The sequence below is a fragment of the Actinoplanes sp. NPDC048967 genome, assembly GCF_040649415.1.
In the GTDB taxonomy this organism is placed as follows: domain Bacteria; phylum Actinomycetota; class Actinomycetes; order Mycobacteriales; family Micromonosporaceae; genus Actinoplanes.
This window is the reverse complement of sequence record NZ_JBEZFL010000012.1, coordinates 1-24,855: the sequence shown is the minus strand read 5'-3', so window position 1 is coordinate 24,855 and position 24,855 is coordinate 1. Positions and strand designations below refer to the sequence as shown.

21 protein-coding genes are annotated in these 24,855 nt (G+C 75.0%); 10 read left to right on the top strand and 11 right to left on the bottom strand.

From position 1 onward, the window contains the following. Positions 1-46 precede the first annotated feature (46 nt). From AB0C12_RS38220 to AB0C12_RS38210, 3 genes are all read left to right on the top strand, one after another. On the top strand, positions 47-1,237 hold the full coding sequence (locus AB0C12_RS38220; RefSeq protein WP_360555448.1) for an SGNH/GDSL hydrolase family protein: 1,191 nt from the start codon (positions 47-49) through the stop codon (positions 1,235-1,237). Beyond that, positions 1,234-2,778, top strand: a complete 1,545-nt coding sequence (locus AB0C12_RS38215) for an FAD-dependent monooxygenase (protein WP_360555447.1) — start codon at positions 1,234-1,236, stop codon at positions 2,776-2,778. The genes AB0C12_RS38220 and AB0C12_RS38215 overlap by 4 nt, the downstream gene beginning before the upstream one ends. 66 nt (positions 2,779-2,844) lie before the next feature. After that, positions 2,845-3,633 carry an SAM-dependent methyltransferase gene (locus tag AB0C12_RS38210; RefSeq protein ID WP_360555446.1) on the top strand — a complete coding sequence of 263 codons (789 nt, stop codon included), beginning with the start codon at positions 2,845-2,847 and terminating at the stop codon, positions 3,631-3,633. A gap of 10 nt (positions 3,634-3,643) precedes the next feature. Here the strand turns inward: AB0C12_RS38210 and AB0C12_RS38205 are convergent, their stop codons facing one another. From AB0C12_RS38205 to AB0C12_RS38185, 5 genes are all read right to left on the bottom strand, one after another. Then, positions 3,644-4,405: a cellulose binding domain-containing protein gene (locus tag AB0C12_RS38205; protein WP_360555445.1), complete on the bottom strand. Its 762-nt coding sequence runs from the start codon at positions 4,403-4,405 to the stop codon at positions 3,644-3,646. 85 nt (positions 4,406-4,490) lie between these two features. Then, complete coding sequence (locus tag AB0C12_RS38200; protein WP_360555444.1) at positions 4,491-4,859, bottom strand: DUF742 domain-containing protein; 369 nt, start codon at positions 4,857-4,859, stop codon at positions 4,491-4,493. Next, entirely contained in the window at positions 4,856-6,562 is a 1,707-nt protein-coding gene (locus AB0C12_RS38195; protein ID WP_360555443.1) for a nitrate- and nitrite sensing domain-containing protein, read from the bottom strand. Before AB0C12_RS38195 ends, AB0C12_RS38200 begins: the two co-directional genes overlap by 4 nt. Next, entirely contained in the window at positions 6,559-9,066 is a 2,508-nt protein-coding gene (locus AB0C12_RS38190) for a LuxR C-terminal-related transcriptional regulator (protein ID WP_360555442.1), read from the bottom strand. Before AB0C12_RS38190 ends, AB0C12_RS38195 begins: the two co-directional genes overlap by 4 nt. Then, a complete protein-coding gene (locus tag AB0C12_RS38185) occupies positions 9,063-10,373 on the bottom strand; it encodes a hypothetical protein (protein WP_360555441.1) in 1,311 nt (436 codons plus the stop codon). The genes AB0C12_RS38190 and AB0C12_RS38185 overlap by 4 nt, the downstream gene beginning before the upstream one ends. A 287-nt stretch (positions 10,374-10,660) precedes the next feature. Here AB0C12_RS38185 and AB0C12_RS38180 point away from each other — a divergent pair, with 287 nt between their 5' ends. The 4 genes from AB0C12_RS38180 to AB0C12_RS38165 all read left to right on the top strand — a co-directional run bounded on the left by AB0C12_RS38180 (position 10,661) and on the right by AB0C12_RS38165 (position 17,629). Next, positions 10,661-11,569 carry an IniB N-terminal domain-containing protein gene (locus AB0C12_RS38180; protein WP_360555439.1) on the top strand — a complete coding sequence of 303 codons (909 nt, stop codon included), beginning with the start codon at positions 10,661-10,663 and terminating at the stop codon, positions 11,567-11,569. A 75-nt stretch (positions 11,570-11,644) separates the two neighbouring features. Further along, positions 11,645-13,585, top strand: coding sequence for a dynamin family protein (locus AB0C12_RS38175; protein ID WP_360555437.1), 1,941 nt, complete (start codon positions 11,645-11,647; stop codon positions 13,583-13,585). After that, positions 13,582-15,051: a hypothetical protein gene (locus AB0C12_RS38170; protein ID WP_360555435.1), complete on the top strand. Its 1,470-nt coding sequence runs from the start codon at positions 13,582-13,584 to the stop codon at positions 15,049-15,051. The genes AB0C12_RS38175 and AB0C12_RS38170 overlap by 4 nt, the downstream gene beginning before the upstream one ends. A 76-nt stretch (positions 15,052-15,127) precedes the next feature. Beyond that, entirely contained in the window at positions 15,128-17,629 is a 2,502-nt protein-coding gene (locus AB0C12_RS38165) for a hypothetical protein (RefSeq protein ID WP_360555433.1), read from the top strand. Between the two features lie 2 nt (positions 17,630-17,631). Here AB0C12_RS38165 and AB0C12_RS38160 read toward each other — a convergent pair whose 3' ends face one another. From AB0C12_RS38160 to AB0C12_RS38150, 3 genes are all read right to left on the bottom strand, one after another. Further along, a complete protein-coding gene (locus tag AB0C12_RS38160; RefSeq protein ID WP_360555431.1) occupies positions 17,632-18,600 on the bottom strand; it encodes a hypothetical protein in 969 nt (322 codons plus the stop codon). A 187-nt stretch (positions 18,601-18,787) separates the two neighbouring features. Further along, a complete protein-coding gene (locus tag AB0C12_RS38155; protein ID WP_360555430.1) occupies positions 18,788-19,561 on the bottom strand; it encodes a class I SAM-dependent methyltransferase in 774 nt (257 codons plus the stop codon). Beyond that, positions 19,561-20,130 carry a helix-turn-helix domain-containing protein gene (locus tag AB0C12_RS38150; RefSeq protein ID WP_360555428.1) on the bottom strand — a complete coding sequence of 190 codons (570 nt, stop codon included), beginning with the start codon at positions 20,128-20,130 and terminating at the stop codon, positions 19,561-19,563. Before AB0C12_RS38150 ends, AB0C12_RS38155 begins: the two co-directional genes overlap by 1 nt. An 84-nt stretch (positions 20,131-20,214) precedes the next feature. Between AB0C12_RS38150 and AB0C12_RS38145 the strand changes: the two genes are divergently transcribed. Further along, positions 20,215-21,096 carry an SDR family oxidoreductase gene (locus AB0C12_RS38145; RefSeq protein WP_360555426.1) on the top strand — a complete coding sequence of 294 codons (882 nt, stop codon included), beginning with the start codon at positions 20,215-20,217 and terminating at the stop codon, positions 21,094-21,096. 2 nt (positions 21,097-21,098) lie between these two features. Here the strand turns inward: AB0C12_RS38145 and AB0C12_RS38140 are convergent, their stop codons facing one another. Beyond that, the gene (locus tag AB0C12_RS38140) at positions 21,099-22,067 is read right to left on the bottom strand and encodes a helix-turn-helix transcriptional regulator (protein WP_360555424.1); all 969 of its coding nucleotides are present in this window, start codon (positions 22,065-22,067) and stop codon (positions 21,099-21,101) included. A 103-nt stretch (positions 22,068-22,170) separates the two neighbouring features. Between AB0C12_RS38140 and AB0C12_RS38135 the strand changes: the two genes are divergently transcribed. Then, on the top strand, positions 22,171-23,034 hold the full coding sequence (locus tag AB0C12_RS38135; RefSeq protein ID WP_360555422.1) for a PHB depolymerase family esterase: 864 nt from the start codon (positions 22,171-22,173) through the stop codon (positions 23,032-23,034). Positions 23,035-23,043: 9 nt separating this feature from the next. Here AB0C12_RS38135 and AB0C12_RS38130 read toward each other — a convergent pair whose 3' ends face one another. Next, a complete protein-coding gene (locus AB0C12_RS38130; RefSeq protein WP_360555762.1) occupies positions 23,044-23,559 on the bottom strand; it encodes a LysR substrate-binding domain-containing protein in 516 nt (171 codons plus the stop codon). A gap of 16 nt (positions 23,560-23,575) precedes the next feature. Beyond that, positions 23,576-23,899, bottom strand: a complete 324-nt coding sequence (locus AB0C12_RS38125; RefSeq protein WP_360555421.1) for a LysR family transcriptional regulator — start codon at positions 23,897-23,899, stop codon at positions 23,576-23,578. Between the two features lie 91 nt (positions 23,900-23,990). Here AB0C12_RS38125 and AB0C12_RS38120 point away from each other — a divergent pair, with 91 nt between their 5' ends. Next, positions 23,991-24,725, top strand: coding sequence for an SDR family oxidoreductase (locus AB0C12_RS38120; RefSeq protein WP_360555420.1), 735 nt, complete (start codon positions 23,991-23,993; stop codon positions 24,723-24,725). Positions 24,726-24,855: the final 130 nt, after the last annotated feature.

Below are 24,855 nucleotides of genomic sequence, written 5' to 3'. Positions count from 1 at the left end.
CTCTCGGTCCCGGACGGATCACCATCACGAACGACGGAGGCACCGGATGAGCCAGATGAATGCCACGGACCAGGGCTGGGTCCGGACCTGGAGCGCCTCGCCCCAGGCGCCCGGCGCGTCGGTCTCGGCCCTCGAGCCGTTCGCCGACGCCACTCTGCGCCAGGTGGTGCGGCTCAGCGGCGGCGGTCGCCGGGTCCGCGTCCGCTTCACCAACGAGTACGGAACCACCCCGCTGGCCATCGGCGCGGCACGGCTGGGCCTGGCGGCTCCCGGCGGGGCGATCGAGCCGGGCACCGACCGGGACCTGACCTTCGCCGGACGCCCGGCCGCCCACGTCCCGGCGGGTGCCCCCATCCTCAGCGACCCGGTGGACCTGCCCCTGGCGGCTCTCTCCCAGCTGTCCATCAGCCTGTATCTGCCCGGCCGGGTGGAGACCTGCACCAGTCACGGCTCGGACCTGGACGCCGGCTGGTCCATCCCCGGGAACGCCGTGGCCGCGCCCGCCTTGCCCGACACCGCCGTGCCGCTGCCGGCCCAAGGCTTCGTCTCGGCGGTCGAGGTGCTTCCCGACGGCCCGGCCACGGCCGTCGTCACCCTCGGCGACTCCCTCACCGACGGCGCCGGGTCGACCCCCGGCACCGGGCACCGGTGGCCGGACCTGCTGGCCGGCCGGCTCGCCGGGCGGGACGGGCCCGCGGTCCACGTCTGCAACCAGGGCATCAGCGGGAACCGGGTGCTCAACGACGGCTTCGGCGCCTCGGCCCTGGCCCGCTTCGACCGGGATGTGCTGGCGACACCGGGTCTCAGCCACGTGGTGGTGCTCGAGGGTTCGAACGACCTCGCCATCTCCTTCGCCCCGCGCGACGACGGGCCGATGGCCGAGTTCCTGGCCATGTTCCCCGGGGCGCCGGTGACCGCTGACGACCTCATCGCGGGCTACCACCAGCTCATCGCCCGGGCGCACAGCCACGGCGTGAAGATCTACGGCGCGACGCTCACGCCGTACGGGGGTTCGGACGTCTTCGCCCCGGCGGGGGAGAGTGCGCGGCAGGCGGTCAACGGCTGGATCCGTACCGGTGGCGGTTTTGACGCCGTGCTGGACTTCGACGCCGTCTGGCGGGATCCCGGCGATCCGGCCCGGCTCCGGGACGAGTTCGACGCGGGCGACCACCTGCACGGTAACGACGCCGGCTACCGGGCCCTGGCGGACTCCGTCGACCTGGCGCTGTTCGCATGAGGCGCGCCGTGCACGACGTCGTGATCGCGGGCGCCGGTCCGGTCGGTCTGTTCCTCGCGTGCGAGCTGGGCCTCGCGGGCTGCTCGGTCCTGGTGCTCGAACGTGACCCGGAGCCCCACTCGCCGTGGAAGGCGATGCCCCTGGGAATGCGGGGTTTGTCCGTCACGTCGGTCGAGGCCTTCTACCGTCGCGGGCTGCTGCAACCGCTGCTGACCGCGTCGGGAGGGACCGACGACCTCGGCGCCGACCCGGACGCCGACGAGCCGCCGCCGCCGCGCGGGGTGGGCCACTTCGCCGGCATGATGCTCGACCCGGCCAAGGTCGACGCCGGCGCTTTGCCGTTCCGGCTGCCCGGCCCGGTGACGCAGGGCGTGATGACGAGCCTGGAAGCGGTCGGAACGGTACTGGCCGAGCGGGCCGCCGAGCTGGGCGTGGAGATCAAGCGCGGCCTCGGGGTCTCCGCCGTCACCCAGGACGCGGACGGTGTCCTCGTCCGAGCCGGCGACCACGAGTACGCGGCCCGCTGGCTCGTCGGCTGCGACGGCGGGCGCAGCACCGTACGCGGCCTCGCGGGCTTCGGCTTCGCCGGCACCGAGCCGCAGTTCACCGGCTACCTCATGCTGGCCACCGTGGCCGACCCGGACCAGCTGAACCCCGGCTTCAACCTCACGCCGACCGGCATGTACCTGCGGATGGCCGTACCGGGGCACCTCGGCGTGCTGGATTTCGACGGCGGTGCGTTCGATCGTTCCCGGCCGCCGACCCGCGAGCATCTGCAGACGGTGCTGCGCCGGGTCTCCGGCACCGGAGTGACGGTGAGCGACGTGCGGTTCGCCTCCACCTTCACCGACCGGGCGATGCAGGCGACGACCTACCGCCGGGGACGGGTCCTGCTCGCCGGCGACGCCGCGCACATCCACTCGCCGCTGGGTGCGCAGGGCCTCAACCTGGGCCTCGGTGATGCCCTGAACCTCGGGTGGAAGCTCGCCGCGACCGTGCACGGGCACGCGCCGGACGGGCTGCTCGACACCTACACCAGCGAGCGCCACCCGATCGGCGCCGCGGCCCTGGACTGGACCCGGGCCCAGGCGGCGGCCATGCGGCCGGACCCGCACAGCCAGGCGGTGCAGGCCCTGATCCGCGACCTGATCGGCACCCGGGACGTGACGACCTACGTGTACGGCAAGCTGTCGGGCTCGGCCATCCGGTACGACCTCGGCAGCGATCAGCCCCTGGTCGGCCGCAACGCCCCGGAGTTCCGGCTCCGGGACGGCACTCGCCTCGGCGACCTGCTGCGCGACGGACACGGCGCCGTACTCGACTTCAGCCCCGGCCGGTCCCTGGCCGAGCCGGCGCGTCGCTGGAAGAGCCGGCTGCGCTATGCGGCCGGGCCGGCGCGCAACGATCTCGGCCTGGGTGCCGTGCTCGTGCGGCCGGACGGCACCGTCGCCTGGGTGGGTGACCGTGACCCCGGCCGGGTGACATTCGAGCGGGCCGCGTCCCGCTGGTTCGGGACACCGGCGAACGGAGCGGCGCGGTAGCGTGGACGCGGCAGTCTAGGCTGGCGCGGACCTGCGACCTGTACCGTCCGATTCGGAGAGTGGCACGTGGCGAGCGACGAGCAACAGCATCCTGTACTGGACACTTCCGTGCCCCAGACCGCCCGGATCTGGAACTACCTGCTGGGCGGCAAGGACAACTTCGCCGTGGACCGGGCGGTCGGCGATCAGATCCTCGTCGGCCAGCCCGCGCTCGCCGAGAACGCCCGCCTCAGCCGCGCGTTCCTGGCTCGGGCGGTGCGGCACCTGGCCGGCGAGGCCGGGGTGCGCCAGTTCCTCGACATCGGCACCGGACTGCCCACCGCCAACAACACCCACGAGGTCGCCCAGTCGGTGGCCCCCGACAGCCGCATCGTCTACGTCGACAACGATCCGCTGGTGCTCGCGCACGCCCGGGCCCTGCTCACCAGCAAGCCCGAGGGCGTCACCAGCTATCTCGACGCCGACATGCACGACATGGACCTGGTGCTGCGCGAGTCGGCCAGGACGCTGGACTTCTCCCAGCCGGTCGCGGTCCTGTTCATGGGCGTGCTCGGCCACGTCGAGGACGACACCGAGGCGCAGGCCATGGTCAGCAAGGCGTTGGCCGCGGTGCCGTCGGGCAGTTACCTGGCCCTGTACGACGGCACCGACATCAGCCCCGAGGTCGTCGAGGCGGCCCGGCTCTGGAACCAGTCCGCCGCGCTGCCGTACCACCTGCGCAGCCCGGCCCGCCTGGCCCAGCTCTTCGACGGCCTGGAGCTGGTCGAGCCGGGCCTGGTCTCGGTCACCCGGTGGCGGCCGGACACCGAGGCCCCCGAGATCGACCAGTACGGCGCGGTCGGCCGCAAGCCGTAAGGTCCGGCGTTCAGTCCCCGCAGCGGTTGCCGTCGATGCGGCAGTCCTGCGGGGTCGCGTCGATCAGCGTCGCGCCCTGCACCTCGAAGGCCAGCTCGACCGAGCCGCCCGCCGGCACCCGGGAGGTCGTGGCGTCCGGCGTGAACGTCCACACCGAGCCGTCCTGCGCCGCGGTCGCGCCGCTGACCCGGGAAACCCGCAGCGTCGACCGGGGCAGAGTCACCGTCACCGTCCAGCCGTCCTTCGCGCTCGTCCCGGGGTTGGCCACCGTGACCGCCATCCGGTAGCCGAGCAGCCCGGCCGTGACCGACGACGTCCGGTACGACGCGGTCAGCGGGACCGGAGCGTTCTCGGTGATCGGCACCTTGGCCGACACCGGCACCGACGGCGCCGGCCGGGTCGGCGACGTCGCAGAACCGCTCCGGGCGCTGCTCGGCGTCGCGGTCGTGCCCAGCGCGCCGGGAGTCGTCGTCACGGCGACGCTCGGCTGCGCCGTCCGGGACGCCAGACCCGGCAGGGCGGCCGCGCGGTCAGGTGGCGGCGTGCCGCCGTCGGGCGCCCGCACCAGCATCACGACCAGCAGGGCAGTGCCGGCCAGCGCGGCCGCCACCCCCGCCACCAGCAGGTAGCGGCCGACGCCGCGCCGCCCGCCGGCCTCGCGGACCTTGGGGGTCGGCGTCGCGCCGGAGTGGACGGCCGCGACCAGCCGCAGCACCCCGTCCAGGAGCACCACCACCAGCGAGCGCGGCGGCCGCGAATCGGTGTCGTTCATCTCAGGCCTTCGTGGATCGGGAGCCGGCCGTGGGCCGGGACGTCGAAGGTGCTTCGGAAGCCGACAGTGTCCAGGAGCGTGATCATCACAGGGAGCGCAGCCCGCTCAGGAGCCGTTGGAGCACGGCGGGGGAGGAGTCACGCCTGCCCTCGCCCGGCCCGCCGGTGCTGATCAGACCGGCCGCGCGCAGCTCGCCCAGCAGCAGCCGGGTCGGCCCGAGCGGCAGGCCCAGGTGCACGGCCATCTCGGGCAGCGCGATCGGCCGCCGGGACAGCCGCAGTGCCGCCTGCTGGTCGGCCGACAGCCCGTCCGGGGCGGTGACGCCGGGAGCACAGTGGATCATCGTGCTGAGTTCGAAATCGTGCGGCACGGCGGACCGGCCGCCGACCCGGGCGTACAGGCGGACCAGCGGGCCGGCGTCCTCGTCGTACCACGCCTCGTCGGAGATCGTCACGACTGCATCACCGGCTCCAGGTCGTCGAGCGTCGGTTCGTCACTGGTGGCCGGCTCCGCCGGGGCCGGGCTGACCAGAGCGGGCGGGACGGTCACCTCGGCGGCCAGGCCACCGTCGGCGCCGTTGTGCAGTTCCACCGCGATGCCGTGGCGGGCGGCGAACCGGCCCACCGCGTACAGGCCCCACCAGGTGCCACCGGCCGGCGGATCCTCCCCGGCCATCACCTGTGCCGCGGTGACCAGGTCGTCCTCGTCCATCCCGGGCCCGACGTCGGTCACCGTGAGGCGGTAACCGGTCTCGGCGGCCGAGCCGGTCACCCGTACCCGCGTCTCGGCCGGCGCGAACATCGTCCCGTTCTCGATCAGCTCGGCCAGCAGGTGCATCAGGTCGGTCACCGCGATCCCGGCCAGCAGGACCGGCTCGACCTGGGAGGTCGACACCCGGCCGTACTCGCTGATCTCGGACGCGGCACCGCGCACCACCTCGCCGATCGGCACCGGGTTGCGCCAGCGGCGGGCCGGCGTGCCGCCGGCCAGGGTGATCGACTTCTCCAGGTTGCGGCGGATCCGGTTGGCCAGGTGGTCGGCCCGGAACAGCTCGCCCAGCGTCTCGTCGTCCGACTCCCGCCGGGCCAGCGTGTCGAGCAGCCGCAACTGCCGGTGCAGCAGGCCCTGGTTGCGGCGTTCGAGGTCGCGCAGCAGCGGTTCGAGCCGGGACGACGGATCCCCGGCCGCCCGGTCGGCGCCCGGCCGGCGCTCGCCGCCGGCAGCGGTGGACCGGGTGCGCGACCGGCGCGCCACCAGGAGTACGGCGATGACCGCGATCAGCCCGACCCCGCCGACCACTCCCGCCCGCACCACGGTCACGACCGCATGCCCGGTGGCCGCGTCCGCCGCCGCCCGGGTCCCGCTCGCCTGCAGCTCCCACAGCCCGGTGTTGACCTGGTTGTACGCCGCGGACCAGTCCGGCCCGCCGCCGGTGCCCGCCAGCAGCCGGCTCTCGGCCGCGGCCAGCCGGGTGTCGGCCGCGAGCTGCTGGTACTGCGTCGCCGTGGAGGCGGGCAGGTCACTGCCGGCCGCCGCCAACAGGCTGCGCCGCGCGCCGGACAGGGTGGACAGCCGTACCCGGTCGGCCTCGGTGAGTCCGTCCCGGCGCCCGGCCGTCGCGACCAGGTGGGCGTCCTCCTCGGCCAGCAGCTCGCGGGAACGGCTCAGCGCGGACAACCCGGCGGACGACCCGGCCAGCTGGTCGGGGAAGACCGTCGGCGTACGTACACCGGCCGGGTCGATCAGCGCGGTGTACGCGTCGACCGCCCGCTCGCGCACGGCCTGCCCACCGTCCACCGCGGCCCGTACGGCCGGCAGCCGCTCGGTGCGTCCCAGCAGCTCATCGGTCTGCCGGGTGGCGTCGGTGTCGGCCAGCCACGTGATCCAGCTGTCCCGGGTGGTCCGCAGCTCCTGCCGGCTCCGATCGGTACGGGCCCGCTGGGCGGCCAGCTCCGGGCCCGCGGGCGACTCACCCGCCGACAGTCGGCGTTCCGCCTCCAGGGCGAGCACCAGTGTGCCCAGCGGCCGGCTCAGGTGGTTGGCGGTGAGCCGGGCCGACATCACCTGCACCGCCTCGGTGACGGCGGGCACGGCGGCTGCCGCCCAGAGCGCGACCAGCAGCGCCAGGCCGGTGATCACCTTTGTCCGCGTGCTCATCGTTGCTCCCCCGTACCGATCAGGGCGCGCAGCCGGGTCAGCAGGGCCTGCCGGTCGGTGACCCCGAGACGCTGCCGGATGCGGGCCATGTGATGCTCCACGGTCTTGGCCGAGAGGTAGAGCCGCTCGGCCACCTGCTTGTAGGTCAGTCCCTCCAGGACCAGGGCGGCGACCTCGCGCTCGCGTTCGCTGAGCAGTTGCGGGCCGCCCTCGCCGGCCCGCGAGCGGGTGCCCGCGGCCGGGGCGGACTCGTGCGGCCCGGCGATCCGTTCCTGCAACGCCCGGGCACAGTCGAGCAGCAGGGTCATCGCCTTGCGGTCGGCGGTGCGGATCGCCGCCTGGCCGACCAGCCGGGCGCCGTCGCCGGCCAGCCCGAGGGCGCCCAGCCCGCGGGCCGCGGCGACCACCGCGTCCGGGTCGGCCGTGTCAGCCAGGACGTCGACCCACTGCGCGGCGGCGGCCGCGACCGCCTCCGCGTACGGGCTGAAGCCCCGCACGCCGGCCAGGGCCCGCGCGTGCCCGGTGGCCGCGTCGTGGTCCTCGACGAGAACCGCGGCGTGCAACCGGCTCCAGCGCAGCGGCGCGCTCCACAGCGGTGGATCGCCCAGCGCGGACAGCAGCAGGTCGGCCTCGGCCAGCTGCCCGGCGACCCGGTGCTGCTCACCGAGCCGGGCCGCGGCCACCGCGAGTTCGCCCAACGGCAACAGGGTGAACAGGTCGACCGGCTGGCCGATCAGCGCGTGACAGGCGTCCGGCCAGGCACTGCGCAGCCCGACCAGGTCGCTGGCCCGGCGGCTCAGCCCGACCTGCAACGCGGAGGCGAACAGACGATCGCGTCCCCGCCGCCCGGGTAGCAGGGTCGCTCGCGCCTCGCCGATCCGGCCGCGCAGCAGCAGCGTCCAGGCCTGCAACAGCCGGTGCCGGTCGGCCAGCAGGGTGCCACCGGTCGCCGCCTGCACCGCGCGGGCCAGGAGCGCGTCGGCGGTGTCCAGCTCGGCGCTGTGCAGGGCGATCGTCGCACCGAGCGCGGCCGGGCTGTCCGGCAGCAGCACGGCCGGCCCGGCCGGCTCGATCATGGTGGCCGCCTGCACCAGCGCGGACAGCGCCGCGGTCGGGGTGCCCCGGACCGATTCGGCCATGCCGCGGGCCATCAGCGCCGCGGTCGCGCTGAGCGAGGTCGGTGGCTCGCCGGTGGCCGCCGCGTCCAGGGCCTCGGCGTCGGCCGGCCGGCCGATACCGATCAGGGCGACCGCGCCGAAGCCGGCCGTGACGGTGGACGGCGACCACTGGTACAGGGCGGCGGCCTGGGCGGTCTGCCCGCGATGGGTGAGCACCGCCGCGGCGACGTACGCGGCCTCGGCGCGCTGCTCCGGCGTGCCCGCGGCCAGCGCCTGATCGGCCAGCCGGGACGCCTCGTCGAGGTCGCCGGCCAGCGCCGTGGCCAGCGCCCGGCGGGCGGCGGTGGTGCGGCCCGCGCCGGCCGCGGCGGCGAACAAACGGGCGGCCAGCTCGGGGTCGTCGCCCAGGGCCTCCTCGCCGGCGGCCTCGTAGACCTTGCCGAGCCCGGTGCCCGCCGGACCGGGCACCAGGGCGCCCTTGCTGTCGCCGGCGTCGCCCAGCAGGGGCCGGACCAGCGGCAGGACCGGCCCGCCGCGTTCCAGCTGCAACCCGGCCAGCCGCTGCCGCACGTCGATCCGGTGCCCGATCGGGCCGAGCGCGGCGATCGCCTGCCGGGCCAGCGGCACCAGCGTGCCGTCGGCGGCCAGCAACCCGGTGGCCCGGCCCGCGTCGACCAGCCCGGCGACGGTCTCGGCGTCCCGCTCGAGCAGCGCCGCGACCAGCTCGAAGGAGAGCCCGGCGCCGGCTTCCACGGCCAGCAGCAAGGTGCGCAGGTCCGGATCGAGCTCGTCCAGGTCGGCCGCGAACGCACTCAGCGCGGCGACCGGGACCCGGCGCGCGGCGGCGTCGGCCGGGGTGAGCGCGTCGGCCACCCGGGCGACGTGGCGCGGCACCCCACCGGTCCGCTCGGCCACGAAGGCCACCAGGTCGGGCGACGGGTCCGGGACGACGGCGGCCAGCCGCGAGTGGATCTCCCCGGCGGTCAGCGCCGGCAGCTGCACCGGGCGCCGCGCCCGGCGCAGCACATCGACCAGGGCCGGCAGGCCGGCCGGGCGAGGCCACGGACGGTACGCGACGACGATGCGTGCCTCCGGCCGTTCCGCGTACGCCCGCAGCTCGTCGAGCCGGGCCGCGGGCAGCCGGTGCGCGTCGTCGGCCAGCAGCACCTGGTCGCCGGCGGCGTCGACGGGCCGCCACGGGGTGACGACAGTGACCCCGGCCCGCTGCCAGACCCCGGCCAGCTCCCGCAGCAGCGCGGTCTTGCCGAAGCCGCCCGGCGCGCCGACCACGGCCTGCAACGGCGCGAACGGGTCGGCGGCGACCTCGGCGAGCAGGTCGGCGGCGGGGGAGCCGGCCACGGAACCGGTCAACGTCGGGGTGCTCATCGCTCGCCCGCCCGCACCGCGGCGACATCGACCGGCGGGCGCGAGGGCCGGTCCTGGGCCCGGCTGTCCCGGCTGATCTCCGGCCACGACGTCAGGCCGCCGCTCATGACCGGCTGACCGGCCGCGTCCAGCAATCCGGCCACGCCCGGCAGCTGACCACCCGCGAGGTGCGCGTCGGGCATCTGACCGTCCAGCTGATAGCCCGCATGCTGCCCGCCCGCCGACTGACCGTCCAGCAGCGGGCCGCCCGGTAGTGGGCCGTCCAGCAGCGGGCCGCCCGGTAGTGGGCCGCCCGGTAGTGGGCCGCCCGGTAGTGGACCGCCGTGCCGGCGGGCGTCCGGCGGTTGACCGCCGGGCTGGTGGCCTCCCGGCTGGTGGGCGGCGATGGCGGCGCGCGGGGCACCCGGCGGCGGGCCGGGCCGGCGCACCAACGGCCGGACGGCGAGCGCGGCCCCGGCGGCCACCGTCATCGGCGGATCGGGGTCGCGCAGGACCGGTACCGGGAAGGCCGCGGACAACAGATCGGACACATGCGGATATACGTCGTCGGAGCCTCCGGCGATCAGCACCGCGGCAAGATCACCTCGCGTGGCCCCGCAGCTGCTCAGGGTGTGCACGGCCAGGTCCACGGTGGACTGGATGACCGCCCGGGCGTCGGCCGGCGTCGCGTCGCGCAGGTCGAAGCCGCTGACCTCGGCCATCTCCGCGCAGCCGAGCAGTTCCAGCCGGCCCGGGGCGTGCACCACGACGACCGAGATCTCGCAGGTCGAGCCGCCGATCCGGTAGACCAGCAGCATGCCGCCGGCGGCCGGCACCCGGCCCGCCGCCTGGTGCGTCTCGACCACCGCGCGGGCCCGGGTGACCAGCGCCGTCTGGGCCAGGTCGGCCTCGCCCAGCGCCGAGTGCACCAGGTGCAGCCGGCCGTTGCCCCACACCGACGGGTACGCCAGGGCGATCCGCTCGGGCGGCTCGTCGAGCTGCTGCCACACCCGGTCGACCACCCAGCGGGCCATCGCGGCGACCAGGCCGTGGGCCGGGAAGTAGTCGTCGCCGAACAGCATCGGCAGGCTGTCGCCGACCCGGTGCAGGTAGCCGCCCACCGAGGTCGCGGCCGGCGCCCGGCCGTGGTCGGCCGGCACGACGTCGCCCTCCGGGGTCAGCACCAGCCCTGAGCTGACGGTGCGCGAGCGCAGGCCCAGCGTCACCGGCTGCGCGGGACCCCAGCCTCCGGCGGCGCCGTCGGTGCGCCGGCAGACGGCGGCCTTGGTGGCGCCGGCGCCGATGTCGATCCCCAGGACGTAGGGCACGTCGTCACTCCTCCATCACCGACGGCCATTACTGCGGGTGTGACAGCGCGGTGGGCGTCATTCGGCCGGATAGGTCCACATGTTCGTACCAGAAGACCGCTCGCGGATCGTCCCCCAAAAAATCATGCCGCCGAATCCCCTAACCCCCTAACGCCCGGCCCCCGGGGAGCACCGATCGGCCCGGACCGGTGGGGGGCGCCAACCCCGATGCCCGCGCCGGCCGGTCTCCGTACGGTTTGCTGCGGTGCCGGATCCCGGCGCCAGTGACCGGTCTCTGAAGGAGCCTCATGGAAGCGTCCCCGACGTTGCAGGATTTCGTCCTCAACCTGATCTACGACCCGGCCGCCCGTTCGGCCTTCGAGCTCGACCCGGAGACCGCGCTGAACGCGGCCGGCCTGGCCGACGTCACCGCGGCCGACGTGCAGCAGGTCATCCCGCTGGTGGTCGACTCGGCCCCGGTGACCGGCCTGTACGGCCTGGCCGGCGTCGACGACCTCACCACCGGGGTGGCCAACCTGGACGTGGCCGGCGCGGTGTCGCAGCTGCAGGCGATCACCTCGCAGGTGGCCGTCATGCCGGGTCAGGTGGCGGGCGACCTGAACGTCGCCAACACCCTGGCCGGCGTGAACGCCACGGTGCTCACCGTGGCCGGCGACGACGTGGTCGGCGGCTCGGTGCTGTCCGGCAACTCGCTCGGCCTGGCCGGGCTGAGCGGCGGCGTGACCGGGCTGGGCGGCGGCGTGACCTCGGCCGTGCCGGTCGGGGTGGGCGGGCTGTCCGCGGGCAACGACCCGGCCCTGCACCTGGACAACACTGTGGTGGCCCCGGTCGAGCACAGCGTGACCAACGTGGTCAGTGGCGTGGACCACGTGGCCCCCGGTGTCGACGCCGGCCCGGTCGGCATCCTGGACGGTGGCCTGGGCACGGTCACCAACCTGCCCGCGTCGATCCCGCTGGATCACGTGCCGGACCTTGACGTCGCCGGGGTCGGCGGGGCAACCTCTTCGGTCGGGTCCCTGATCAAGCCGGATCTGGGCCACGTCCTGCCGCACGACCCGGTGCAGGGCCTCGACAGCACCCTGACCGGCGTCGGTGGCGCCGCGCACGATGTCACCAGCGGCGTGCTGCACAGCGTGACCCACCCGGCCGAGGACAGCGAGCCGTCGCACGACCTGCTGGGCGGGCTGCACCACTAAAGTGCCCGCGGCACCGGTCCGGGTCGGGCGACACGACGACGAGAGACTGGGCGGACACGAATTGGGCGGGAGCGAATGACGCGATGGGAGGCCGGACCCACGGCCTATGCGGGTCCGGCCTCCCTCGTCCCGCAGAGCCCGGTCCCGGCCCGTGCGGCCGAACCGGATCCGCTGCGGGCGGCCGGGGCCCTGTGGTGGCTCGACGTCCTCGACTCCACGATCCGTACGTGCGGCACGCACGGCCGGTCCGAGGTCGCCGAGTGGCTGTCCCGCCGGCGCGCGCAGCTGCTGCGCCCGGAGTTGCGGGTGCTGGTCGTCGGGGCCGCCCACCAGGGCAAGAGCCAGCTTATCAACGGTCTGATCAACGCCGGGGTGTGCGCGGTCGACACCGCGGGCGGCACCACCGTGCCGGCCGTGGTCCGGCACGCCGAGTCACCGGCCGCGCAGCTGATCCGCCGGGGCTCGGCGAGCGCCGAGTGGACGGCCGAGGTCGGCCTGCAGGACCGGGTCCCGCTGGGCCTGGAGGCGCTCGACGGCGCGATCGCCGAGGCGGCGGCCCGGTTCCCGGCCGGCACCCCGGTGCACGCCGACATCGCGGTGCCCCGCTCGCTGCTGGCCGGTGGCCTGGTGCTGATCGACACCCCGCCGCTGCCCGGCCTGCCCGCTTCGGCCGACCGCGCGGTGCGCACCGCCAGTGACCTGGCCACCAGCGCCGGCGCCGACCTGGTGCTGTACGCCTGCGAGGCGGGCCGCGAGCTCACCGACGCCGACCTGGCCGTGCTGCAGGACCTGGCCCGGTTCTTCCCCGGCCTGCTGGTGGTCTTCACCAAGACCGACTACGCGATCGACTGGCGGCGCAACCTCGCCGACAGCCGCACCCGGCTGGCCCGGGCCGGGGTGCCGGCGGCCACCACCGCCGTCTCGGCCACCCTGCGGCTGCACGCGTTGCAGGCCGGCGACGCGGCGCTCAACAACGAGTCCGGCTTCACCGACCTCATCGTCCACCTGCAACAGATGGTGGCGGCCAAGCCCGACCGGCTGGCCCGCGACACGGTCAGCCGGCTGGGCCGGATCGCCCTGGAGGAGCTGGCCGGTCCGCTGCGCGACGAGCTGGCGGCCCAGCAGAACGCGGGCCTGCCGGACGCGGTGGCCCGCTTGCACACCACCCAGCGCCGGCTCGACGACCTGCGCAAATGTGCTGTCCGCTGGCAGAACGCGCTCTCCGACGAGGTCGGCGACCTGATGTCGGACATCGAGCACGACCTGCGCGAACGCACCCGGGCGGTGCTGACCGAGTCGGACGAGTTCTTCGCCACCGCCGACCCCGCCAAGGCCTGGGACGAGTTCGAGCCCTGGCTGCGGCAGTCCCTGGAGGACCTGACCGGGACCAGCATGACGTGGCTGGCCGAGCGGATCGAGTGGATGGCCCGCCGGGTCGCCGACCAGTTCCCGCCCGAGGCGGGTGAGGTGCTCCCGCCGTCCGCGCTGGTCTCGGCCGAGGGGCGGACCGACGGGGTGCCGGGCCTGGACGCACCGCCGGTGGCCCGGTTCACCCCCGGCCAGAAGCTGTTCATCGGCCTCCGCGGCTCGTACGGCGGTGTGATCATGTTCGGCCTGGCCACCAGTCTGGCCGGGATGTCGCTGATCAACCCGATCTCGATCGGCGGCGGCGCGCTCTTCGGCGGCAAGACGATCCGCGACGAGAGCAAGTCGCTGCTCAAGAAGCGGCAGACCGAGGCCCGCAACGCGGTCCAGCGGCACGTCGACGACATCTTCGTGGGCCTCAACAAGGAGGCGCGCGACACCGTACGCCGGGCTCAGCGCGCCCTGCGTGACCACTTCACCGCGGTCACCGAGGACCTCCAGGAGATCGTCATGGAGTCGCTGCGCAACGCCAAGGCCGCGGCCGATCAGGACGTCGCCGCCCGGGAGCAGCACGCCCGGCGGCTCCAGCAGGAGCTGGCCGTGCTCGTCCAGTTGCATTCCCAGGCCAGAGCACTGGGCGGCCGCGGATGATCAACGAGGAGGAGTTCGAGCAGCGCACCTACCGGCTGCTGAACGAGGCGGCGCACGTCTACCGGGGCGATCAACCGGCCGCCGCGCTGCTGCGCTCCACCCTCGACCGGCTGGCCGACCCGGTGCGGCTGGCCGTGACCGGACCCGCCCGGGCCGGCGTCTCCACTCTGGTCAGTGCGCTGATCGGGGAGGGGCTGGCGCCGGTCGAGCTGCCCGGTGAGCCGCTCGCCAGTGTCACCTATCGCGACGGCACCCAGCCGCGGGCCTGGTGGCAGGACGAGCGCGGGACGGCGTACGAGATCCCGACGGTCCGCACCGCCCACGGTCTGCGGCTGGTCCCGGACGGCCGGCACGCCGGGCGCCCGGAGGGGGCGCGCCGTGCCGTCGTGGAATGGCCGAGCCGGGTCCTGCGCCGCACCGAGCTGATCGACACCCACCTGCCGCTGCCGCAGGTCCAGCAGACCGCCGACGCGGTTCTCTACGTGACGCCCCACCTGGGCGAGGCCGACCTGCAGGCCCTGCAGGCGGCGCTGGGCATCCGCGGCCCCTCGGTGTTCCCGGTGCACACCATGATCGTGCTGTCCCGGGCCGACGCCACCGGCGGTGGCCGCCCCGACGCCCTGCTGACCGCCAAGCAGGCGGCCCGGCGCCGCCGCCGCGAGCCCCGGGTCGGCGCGCTGTGCCAGGACGTGCTCGCCGTCTCGCCGCTGATCGCGGCGGCCGCCCGCACCCTGCGTGACGACGAGTTCCGGGCGATCGCCACGATGGCCGCCCTGCCGCGGGCCGCGGCCGAGGCGCACCTGCTCTCCACCGACCGGTTCACCGCGGCCGACGCCCTGCGGCCGGTCGCCGCCCAGCAGCGGGCCCAGTTGCTGCAGCGCTTCGGCCTCGGCGGCATCCGGCTGGCGATCACCCTGGTCCGGACCGGCTGCGACCACGCGGCGGTGCTCGGCGAGCGGCTGCAGGAGCACAGCGGCCTCAAGGAGCTGCAGGCCTCGATCGCCGAGCTCTTCACGGCCCGCCGGGTCGCGCTGCGGGCCCGCTCGGCGCTGACCATCCTGGACCGCCTGCTGCGCACCCAGCCGGTGCCGCCGGCCGTCCACCTGCTGGCCGAGCTCGAGCTGCTGCTCGCCGACGCGCACGAGTTCCGCGAGTTGCGCCTGCTCGCGGCGTTGCGCGCGGGCCGGGTCAACCTGCCCCGGGAACACGCGGTCGACGCCCGGCGGCTGCTCGGCGGCTCGGGCACCAGCCTGGGGGAGCGGCTGGGCATGTCCCCGGAGGCGACGGCCGAGGACACCTGGAGCGCGGCGCACGCCGCCGCCGACCGCTGGCGGGAGCAGGCGCACGGCCGCGACCTCGTCCCGGCCCAGCGCCGGGCCGCCGAGGTGGTGCTGCGCAGCTGCGACATGATCCTGGCCGGCCTGGACACCATCGCGGCACCGGCCGGCCCGGCCGCCTACGCCTGACCCGTGGACTTGCGCTCTTGAGCGCCCGGGGACACCGTGGGACCAGCGATCAGTGTCGATCCGCCGGGAGGCCCCCATGCGCCGCTTCCACCTCGTCGTGTTCTCCCTGCTCGTCATGGTGCTCGCCGGCGCGCCGCCGGCGGCCGCCGAGCCGTCCCGCGCCGGGCTCTCCGAGCAGCGGCGCCTGGCCGACCGGCGGTACGTGGCGACCGGGGACCGGGCCTACGAGGTCGGGGCCGAGGACGGCAGCTATCCGGCGACGGGCTGGCACATCCGCGGCGAGATGGGCGGCTTCTGGAGCCCGCCGATCAAGCTGCTCGACGGCCTGTGGTTCGCCGTCGACGGGCAGTGGCTGCGCGCGACCCGGTTCACCAGCGGCACCGGCTTCGTCCGGATGGAGCTGGCCGGTCCCGGCGGATCGCGGATCCGGCGTACCGACGTGCTGCCGGACGGCGGCCGGGCCGCGCTGGTCGGATTGACGTTCAGCGGGCCCGCGCGCCGGATCACGCTGGCGGTGGACGCGCATTCGGAGCTGCTCCCCGCGTACCCGTGGGGCTGGACGACGCCGGGCGCTCAGGCGGTCAACCTGAGCGACACCGGGGGCTTCGACGGGCGCAACCTGGTCTTCCGGGAGACGGCCACGGGTGAGCGCCCGCACGACTACGCCGCCGTGGTCGGCAGCACCCTCGTCCCGGACAGCCACGAGCTCGGCCCCGGCCACCGTGGCCCGCAGGAACCCGCCGTGGTGTGCCCGGAGGCCGATCCGGCCCCGGCACGCTGCGACGACGGCCCGTACGGCCGGGGCACCGGCGGCCGGCTCACCTACACCCTCGAAGTGCCGCGCGCCGGGCGGACCGTCTGGTTCACGGTGGCCGGCTCGGACGACGGTGTCGCCGCGGCCACCGCCGAGTCGCAACGCGCGCTGCGGGCCCCGGCCGAGGCGCTGTCCCGCAAGGTGGCCGCCCGGGCCCGGATCTCCGCGCGTACCCGGGTCGACCTGCCCGGCGACCGGCTGTTGCAGCGCAGCGTGGAGTGGTCCAAGCAGAACCTGGCCGACTCCGTGCAGGAGGCGCACGACCTGCGGGTGTTCGCCAGCCGGGAAGGGACCCAGTTCCCGCCGCCGGCCGGCACGGTCGACGTCGCCCGGTGGGTGGGCGCCGGCTGGCCGGACTACCCGTGGATCTTCGCGACCGACGCCGAGTACACCGCGTTCGCATCGGTGGCGGCCGGGCAGTTCGAGCCGATCAAGGCGCACCTGCGGGCGTTGCGCGACATCAGCGAGATCGTCAACGGCCGGTCCGGCAAGGTGGTGCACGAGGTCACCCCGGACGGGCAGGTGTACTTCGGCGCGAACGACGACCCGGGCAACACCGACGAGAGCGCCAAGTTCCCCAGCACGGTGGCGCTGATCTGGCGGTGGACCGGCGACGACGCGTTCCGCGACGAGATGTACGACTTCGCCGTCCGCGCCGTGCGGCACGTGACCGCGCTGGACGCCGACGCCGACGGCTGGCCCGAGGGCTCGGGCAACGTGGAGCGGCCCGGCATGGGACCGGAGAAGCTCGACGTCGCGGTCTACACCATCCGCGGGCTGCGCGACCTGGCCGACCTGGCGACCGCGCGCGGCGACCGGGCCACCGCGAGCTGGGCGGCCACCCAGGCCCAGCGGCGCGAGCGGGCCTTCGAGCAGGCCTGGTGGTACGGCGGGGACGCCGACGCGTACGCCGACTCGCTGAGCGATCCCGGTGACGGCAAGGTGTTCCAGCGGCACTGGACCGGCCTGACCCCGATGGAGGCCGAGTCACCCGCCGGGCCGCTCGCCGCCATCGGCCACGCCCACGCCGCCCTGGCCCAGCGGGAACGGGACTGCTACACCGGCGAGTTCGGCCTGTTCCACACCGGCAGCGGCCCGACCGGCGCCACGGGCGGCAACACCGGCCCGTCCTGCGACAGCGTGGTGTCCGGCGTGCCCGCCGAACGGGCCACGTTCTCCCTCAACACCGCCGTCATGGCCGTCGCCGAGGGCAACTACGGCCGGCTCGGCCCGCAACGCCGCTACACCGACGGAAACGCCCGCATCCAGCTCGACCCGGCGGTCTGGGAGATGCCCGGCGCGATGCCGGAGGTGGCGCCGTCGCCGGACTCCGTCGCCAACATCGAGCGCGACTTCCTGAGCCGCTCCAGCGTGCTGCAGGCGTGGGGCGCCTACGGGGTGCTCTGGCCGGTGGTGCACCAGCAGCTCGGCGTCGACCCGGACGTCGGTCGCGGCCGGCTGTCGGTGGTGCCGGCGCTGCCGCCCGGCCAGGACCGGATCGCCGGGCACGACATCCGGCTCGGCCGCGGCTCGCTCGACGTGACCGCCACCCGGAGCGCGGGAACCCTCACCGTCTCGGTCCGGGCGGCGCTGCGGGCGAAGCTCACCGTCGGCGCGGTGCTGCCGGCCGGAGCGTCGGTGGCGGGGGTACGGCTGGACGGCAGGCCGGCCGCACACCGGCAGCGCAGCACCCCCCGCGGCACCGAAGTGCTGGTCGCCGCGGGTACGGGCGGACGGCACACCCTGGCGGTGAAGCTGCGCTGACCTCAGCCCGGCTCGTTGCTCTGGTCCACCGCTTGCGGACTCGTCGCCCGCCACTGCCGGTCGTCCACCGGCCGGGACCGCTGGGCCAGCCGCAGAAGCGCGGCAACGGCACCGTCGGTCAATGACGATCCGCTGTAGCCGACGTATGCCACCACGCCCGGCGCCGGCTCCCAGGCCAGGGAACCGTTGCCGCCGAAGACCGGGGACACCACGGCCGGGTGGTCACCGACCGGCCCGGCGGCGGTGGCGTGGGCCGCGTACAACTGGTCCTCGAACCCGCCGCCGCGAACGACCCCGGTGTAGGCCAGGCCACCGCCGAGCGCGGCCTGCTCGCCCAGCGCGGCGCTGCCGTAGCGGATCTCATGGATGGCGGGCGGCCGGTACGGCCCACCGCCGGCCACCACGTAACCCGCCGGCGGCTCCTCGATGACCGGCCGGCCGCCGGTGAAGCCCGTGCGGGCCGCGATGGTGACCAGGGCGGGTTCGGGCAGGTCGCCCCGGATGCGGGCCCAGGCACCGCCGGCCGGCCAGGTCACCGAGTCCGGACCGGCCTTACCGGCCTTGCCCCCGACCTTGACCGGGCCGGCGCCGGCGGGGGGCGCGGCGACCGGAAAAGTGACCACGGCGCCGTGCCGGCCCAGTGAGCCGTCGATGCGGCGGACGACGACGGTCCACGGTCCTCTGCCCGCTGTGGGATCCCGGCGGTCCAGGCTCGTGCCGCCCCGGGCGCAGCCGACGATCATCGCGACCGGGACTACGGCCACGGCAGGGGTCGGCGGCGGGCAGGACGGGCCGGCGGTCGGCGGCGCCGGGTCCGCGGCCGCGGGTGGATCCGGTGCGCGACGGTGGTCGAGGACGATCGCTACGGTTCCGGCCGCGAGGGCCGCCAGCGCGACGGCACCGGCCACGAGCAACCGCCGGGACGGTCGCCGGGGTGGCTCTCCCGGACCGAAGGTGACGATGTCGGTCACCGGTCCAGTATGGGGGCCGGTCGAGGCCGGTGTTGCCCCGCCGCGGTGCGGCACGCAGGTCAGCGATCAGCCCGCCGTGGCCCCGGCCGGCTCGGCGAGGAAGCGCCGGTCAGAGCCGGCGGACGCGCGGCACGCAGATCATGGACGCCCCTCTGGGGCCTTCGGTCGCGGTCGGGCAGGATGCCGGTCAGAGTCGGCGGACGCGCAGCACGCAGGTCAGCATCGGCAGCGTGAACGCGCCCTCCGCCGTCTCGGGCCGGCCGGCCAGGAAGGCGCGGATCCGGCCGAGCGTCGCCGCCCGTTCCCGCTCCGGCATGGTGAGCAGACCGGCCCGGGTGGCCAGCGTCGCCACCAGAGAGTCGGCGGTGCGCCGCTGCGCATGCGGGAAACCCTCCTGCTCCGGCGACCCGAACCGGGCGGCGGCCCCGCCAGTCCTCGGCAGGTGGGCCCGGCTTGTCTCGGCACGCCAGGCAGCGGGAGTGTCCCGCGGGCCGATGACCGCACTCCCGCTGACCCGGGCCAGCCCGGCGACCCAGTCGACACTGTCGTCCAGCACGTTCCACAGCCCGGCGAGGATGCCGCCCGGGGCGAGGACCCGCGCGATCTCCGGTCCCGCGACAGCCATGTCGAACCAGTGCATAGCGTTGCCGGCCAGCACAGCATCGACGGACGCGTCCGGCAGCGGGATCCGCTCCGCGCTGCCGGGCCGGGCGCGCACCTGCGGCCGGGCACGGCGCAACTCAGCCAGCATGGCCGGGTCCGGTTCCACGGCGGTGACCTCGGCGCCGACCGCGAGCAGCGTGCCGGTGAGCTTGCCGGTCCCGGCCCCGAGGTCGAGCACCCGCCGCCCGGGCGCGAGGTCGAGCGCCCAGCGGACCGCCGCCTGCGCGTAGTCCGGGCGATGCTCGGCGTACGCGGGGGCCGCCGCGCCGAAGGATGAGGACAGCCGGTCGGAGTCCATCAGCTCAGCGCCGCGCTCGCGGCCCGCAGCTCCTTTAGGGCCGCCAAGGTGTACGGCGCGAGATCGTCCTGGTCACCCTCGGACCACTCGGCGTATCCCCGTTTGAAGGCCAGCACGCCCAGCTCACCGGCGAGGGCCGCGGTCGGGTCGGGAACTCCGCGGGCGACGAGGGCCGTCGTCATGGCGGCCGCCAGGCTGACGCTCTTGAGGGCGTCCCGCTCCTGGAGCTCGGTGCTGGCGGCGACGGCTGCCTTCAGGCGGGGTCCGAGCTCGCGGTTCGCCGGGCCCAGGGCGCTCGAGGCGCGCTCGAGGCCGGCGGCGATGGCGTCCAGCGGGCTCGCGCCGGGCGGTGCTTCGGCGATGCCCTCGGCCAGGAGCCGGCTCAGCGTTTCCTGGCCGGCCACCAGCAGCTCGCGCTTGTCCGGGAAGTGCCGGAAGAAGGTGCTCTTGGTGACCCCGGCCCGCTCGGCGATCTGGGCGACCGTCGTGGCGTCGTAGCCCTGCTCGGTGAACAGGTCGACGGCGGCCATGACGAGTCGTTCGCGCGCGCCTGGTTCCCATCGGGCCATGGACCCATCATAAGCGATGGGACTTGTGTCCCATCACTCTGGTAAGGTCATGGGATAAGAGTCCCATCACTCGGGGAGAGTTTCATGCGCGTCTTCATCACCGGCGGCACCGGCCTCATCGGGTCGGCCGTCGTCACCGAACTGCTCGCCCACGGCCACACCGTGCTGGCGCTCGCCCGAACGGAGGCGTCCGCGGCGGCGGCCGGGTCGGCCGGGGCCGAGCCGATCCGGGGCGGGCTCGCCGACCTCGACGTCCTGCGGGCCGGCGCCGCTCAGGCCGACGGGGTGATCCACCTGGCGTTCAGCCACGACTTCAGCACCGCCGAGGCCGTCGCGCGGGCGGTTGCCGAGGAGAACGCCGCCGTCACGGCCCTGGGCGAGGAGCTCGCCGGCAGCGACCGCCCGTTCGTCACCGTCTCGGGCACCCCGTACGTCGAGGGCCGGGCCTCCACCGAGACCGATCCGCTCTCGACCGACGGGCTGGTCGGCGGGCGCAGCCGCGGTGTCCTGGCGGTCCTCGACCTGGCCTCGCGCGGGGTCCGCAGCACGGCGGTCCGCCTGCCGCGCACGGTCCACAACGAGGGCGCGGGCGGTTTCGCCGGTCTGCTGACCGGCATCGCGCGCCAGACCGGAGTTTCCGGCTATCCGGGGGACGGCACGCAGCGCTGGCCGGCCGTGCACGCGCTCGACGCGGCAGTGCTCTTCCGCCTGGCCCTGGAGGAGGCGCCGGCCGGGACCGCCTGGCACGCCGTGGCCGACGAGGGTGACGCGGTGCGGGACATCGCCGGGGTCATCGGCCGGCGGCTGGGCCTGCCGGTCCAGGCCGTGCCGGCGGAGACCTACGGACCGCTCGGCGCGATCTTCGCCACCGATCAGCCCTCGTCCAGTGCCCGCACCCGGGAGGCGCTGGGCTGGAAGCCGACGCACCCGAGCTTGCTGGAGGACCTGGAGAATCTCCGGCCCTGACGTCATTCGTCGTGCCGGCTCACCAGGTCGCGGCCCAGGGTGGTGGCCCGGTGCACGATCGCACCGCCCTCGCGACGGCTGGCGATCAGCCCGGCGGCCCGCAACGCGGACAGGTGCTCCGAGGACGACGACACGCTGATCCCGGCCTGCCGCGCGATCGTCGACGTGGTGTGCCGGCCGGGCCCGGCGGCGTGGATCAGCACCACGCTGCGGGTCCGGCCGAACAGTCCGGCCAGTGCGGCGGAGCTGCTCGGCCGGCTGTCCAGCCCGGCCGGCGGCTCGACGGGATAGACGATCAGGGCCGGCCGGTCCGGCGCGACCAGCACCCGCGGGCGCGGGCCGGCGAACGGTGACGGCACCAGCAGCAGTCCGTGCCCGCCGAGCCGCAGCTCACCGTTCTGCCAGGTGTCGACCTCCAGCACCGGCGCCCGCCACCGGATCGCCCGGTGCAGGCCGGTGAGGACGCCGTCGGCCCCGGCGAGCGCGTAGCGGCTCGCGGCCTCACCGACGAACAGGCGGTGGGTGCGCTGCAGCGCCGGCCAGTCCGGGGCCAGCACCTGATCGAAGTACGACCGCATGGCGATGACCAGCGTGTCCAGCACCTGGGGGTCGGCGGCGGCGAACCGGCGGCGGGCGGCGCTGACCGTGACGTCGGCGTACGCCGCCGACACCTCGGCCCGTACCCGTTTCGCCGGCGTCGAGCGGATCGCGTCGAGCCCCTCCTCGATGGATCCCAGCCCTTCCCACGGGGTCATGAAATCCGGCACGAATCCCTGGGACGGCAGCAGATGATGCAGCGGCCGCAGCACCGGGGCCGCCGTGGCGACCCGGCGCGCGAGTGCCGGCAGGGCGGCGGCCACGGGCTGCTGCCGCAGGGCCTGACTGGCCAGCAGCACGGTGCCGGCCGGATGCAGCCGGTCGGCGAACCGGATCCGCGTGAGGTCCGCGGGCCTCAGCCACAGGCGCAACATCCGGACAGCTTGCCAGCCTTTCGGCACCGGCCGAAACCGTTGACCGGCCGGAACGCCTGACCGACCCTGCTGGCGTGACGGTCGGCGAGGACGGGGGCATCCGGTGCGGCGTACGTTTCTGATCGGTGTGGTGTGCGGGCTGCTGCTGGCCGGATGTGGCGCGGAGCCGGCGGCGCCGCCGGTGCAACGGCCCGCGGCGGGCGACCACAAGCTCACGCTCGACGTCGGGGGCCGGGAACGCACCTACCTGCTGCACGCTCCGCCGGGTTACCGGGCCGACAAGCCGGTGCCGTTGGTCGTCGCCCTGCACTTCTATCCGGGCTCCGGCACGGCACTGCGGGACATGATCGCGATGGACGCCAAGGCCGACGAGCACGGTTTCCTGGTCGCGTACCCGGACGGGGTCGGCGGCGGCTTCAACGCGCTGGTCTGCTGTGGCGCCGAGGACGACGTGGCCTTCCTGCGGGCGCTGACCGAGCGGCTGGTCACCGACTGGCGGGTGGACCCGGGCCGGGTGTACGCCACCGGCATCTCCAACGGCGCCGACATGAGCTTCCGGCTCGCGGTCGAGGCGAGCGGGGTGTTCGCCGCGATCGGGGCGGTGAGCGGCGGCTTCGGCGGTCCCCGGGTGGAGGCGGCGTCCTACGCGCCGGCGAAGCCGGTCTCGGTCGTCACCGTCATCGGCGCTCAGGACCAGTACTACGACATCTTCCAGGCCGGGCTGAAGAAGTGGCGCGAGCGGCTGCGGTGCGAGCCGGTCAAGACGCCGCCGAGCGGCCAGCAGACCGTGCAACGGTCCGGCGCCCGGTGCGCCGACGGCAGCGACGTCGAGGTGTACGTCGTCACGGACATGGGACATTCCTGGCCCGGAGCGAAGCAGGGCCAACTGGCCCGGCCGGACGCACCGATCGTGGCGACGGACATCATCTGGGACTTCTTCGCCGCCCATCCGCGCCGCAGCGGGTGACGGCCGCCGTCACAGCCGGGTCGCCGTGCGGACGAGTCCGGCCACGGCCCGGGAGCGGCTGTGCGCCGGCCAGGCCAGCACCGTGGTGACGGGGGACGAGTCGGTCAGCGGGATGGCGGCGTGGGCGCCCCACAGCCACGTCCGGGCGGAGGCGCAGATGACGGCCATGGTGTGTCCCAGGGCGATCAGCTGGGCCAGCTGCGACAGGTCGTGGATCTCGGGGCCCGGGCCGTCCTCGTACGTGCCGTCCTGGCGGGGCCAGCGCGCGACCGGCAGATCGGGAACGTCATCGAGGTCGGCCATGAGCAGCGACGGCCGCGCCGCGAGCGGATGGGCCGCGGGCACGACGGCGATCTGCTGCTCGGTCAGCACGTCCTCGGTGTCGAAGCCGGCCAGGGAGTCGAACGGCCGTTGCATGAACGCCACGTCGGCCCGGCCGTCGCGCAACATCCGCGCCTGGTCGCCCAGGCCGCACAGCACCACGTCGATCTCGGCCGCACCCGGTTCGGCGGCGTACGCGTCCAGCAGCTCGCGCAGCAGCTCATGATTGGCCCCGGCCTTGGTCGCCAGCGTCAGGCGGTTGGTGGCGGTGGCGGCGCGGCGGGTACGGCGGGCGGCGGGCGGCCGCCTCGGCGCTGTCGAGGATGGCGCGGGCCTCGTCGAGCAGCACCTGGCCCGCGCCGGTGAGCGTGACGCCCCGGCGGTTGCGGTCCAGCAACGTGACCCCGAGGCGGCGTTCGAGTTGCTGGATGGCCCGGGACAGGGGCGGCTGGGCGATGCCGAGGCGCTCGGCCGCCCGGCTGAAGTGCAGCTCCTCGGCAACGGTGACGAAGTACCTGAGCTCGCGGGTCTCCAGCGTGTCCACCGCGCAACGATACTGCGGTGATACCCGTGCGGTATGACAGCGCACCGCAACGGTGTAAGCACCGGCCCCGCCGCCGCGTCAGCATCGGCTCATGAGCGACAAGAAGACCGCGCTGGTGACCGGCGCGAACAAGGGACTGGGGTTCGAGATCGCGGCGGGCCTGGGCGCACGTGGCTATCGCGTGGCGGTGGGGGCCCGCGACCAGGCCCGGGGCCGGGCCGCGGTGAAGTCGTTGCGGGCCGCCGGCGTCGACGCCTTCGCCGTGGCTCTGGACGTCACCGATGACCGCGGCGTCACCGCGGCCGCGGAGCTGATCGCCCGCGAGGCCGGACGCCTCGACGTGCTCGTCAACAACGCCGGCATCTCGGGCGGGACCGGACCGGGATGGGTGCAGGATCCGACGACCCTCGACCTCGACGTCGTCCGCGAGGTCGTCGACACCAACGTGTACGGCGTGATCCGGGTGACCAACGCTTTGCTGCCCCTGCTGCGGCGGGCACCGTCGCCGCGCATCGTCAACATCTCCAGCAGCGTCGGATCGCTGACCTGGCAGGCGGATCCGGCCGTCGATGCCGGCCCGGTCATGGCCGCCTACTCGCCGACCAAGTCGTATCTCAACGCCGTCACCGTGCACTACGCCCGGCAGCTGGAGGGCACCGGAATCCTCGTCAACGCCGTCTGCCCGGGCCTGATCGCCACCGACTTCACCGGCTTCGTCGGGCGGCCCGTGAGTGCGGCCGCGGCGACCCCGATCCGGCTGGCCACGCTGCCCGACGGCGGTCCGACCGGCTCGTTCTTCAACGACGACGGCGTCGTGCCCTGGTGATGACGCGAGTGGCGGGGGGGGCCCGGGCCCCCCCCCCCCCGGGGGGGGGGGGGGGGGGGGGCGGGGGACGCCGAAACTGAAGCCCATGGCGGCCAAGACCTGGTGGAGGATGGGCGGCATGATAAAAACC

Coding starts and splice junctions, on each gene's coding strand:
- AB0C12_RS38220 (WP_360555448.1), top strand. CDS start 47: ATGAGCCAGATGAATGCCACGGACCAGGGCTGGGTCCGGACCTGGAGC.
- AB0C12_RS38215 (WP_360555447.1), top strand. CDS start 1,234: ATGAGGCGCGCCGTGCACGACGTCGTGATCGCGGGCGCCGGTCCGGTC.
- AB0C12_RS38205 (WP_360555445.1), bottom strand. CDS start 4,405: ATGAACGACACCGATTCGCGGCCGCCGCGCTCGCTGGTGGTGGTGCTC.
- AB0C12_RS38195 (WP_360555443.1), bottom strand. CDS start 6,562: ATGAGCACGCGGACAAAGGTGATCACCGGCCTGGCGCTGCTGGTCGCG.
- AB0C12_RS38190 (WP_360555442.1), bottom strand. CDS start 9,066: ATGAGCACCCCGACGTTGACCGGTTCCGTGGCCGGCTCCCCCGCCGCC.
- AB0C12_RS38180 (WP_360555439.1), top strand. CDS start 10,661: ATGGAAGCGTCCCCGACGTTGCAGGATTTCGTCCTCAACCTGATCTAC.
- AB0C12_RS38175 (WP_360555437.1), top strand. CDS start 11,645: ATGACGCGATGGGAGGCCGGACCCACGGCCTATGCGGGTCCGGCCTCC.
- AB0C12_RS38170 (WP_360555435.1), top strand. CDS start 13,582: ATGATCAACGAGGAGGAGTTCGAGCAGCGCACCTACCGGCTGCTGAAC.
- AB0C12_RS38165 (WP_360555433.1), top strand. CDS start 15,128: ATGCGCCGCTTCCACCTCGTCGTGTTCTCCCTGCTCGTCATGGTGCTC.
- AB0C12_RS38155 (WP_360555430.1), bottom strand. CDS start 19,561: ATGGACTCCGACCGGCTGTCCTCATCCTTCGGCGCGGCGGCCCCCGCG.
- AB0C12_RS38150 (WP_360555428.1), bottom strand. CDS start 20,130: ATGGCCCGATGGGAACCAGGCGCGCGCGAACGACTCGTCATGGCCGCC.
- AB0C12_RS38145 (WP_360555426.1), top strand. CDS start 20,215: ATGCGCGTCTTCATCACCGGCGGCACCGGCCTCATCGGGTCGGCCGTC.
- AB0C12_RS38140 (WP_360555424.1), bottom strand. CDS start 22,067: ATGTTGCGCCTGTGGCTGAGGCCCGCGGACCTCACGCGGATCCGGTTC.
- AB0C12_RS38120 (WP_360555420.1), top strand. CDS start 23,991: ATGAGCGACAAGAAGACCGCGCTGGTGACCGGCGCGAACAAGGGACTG.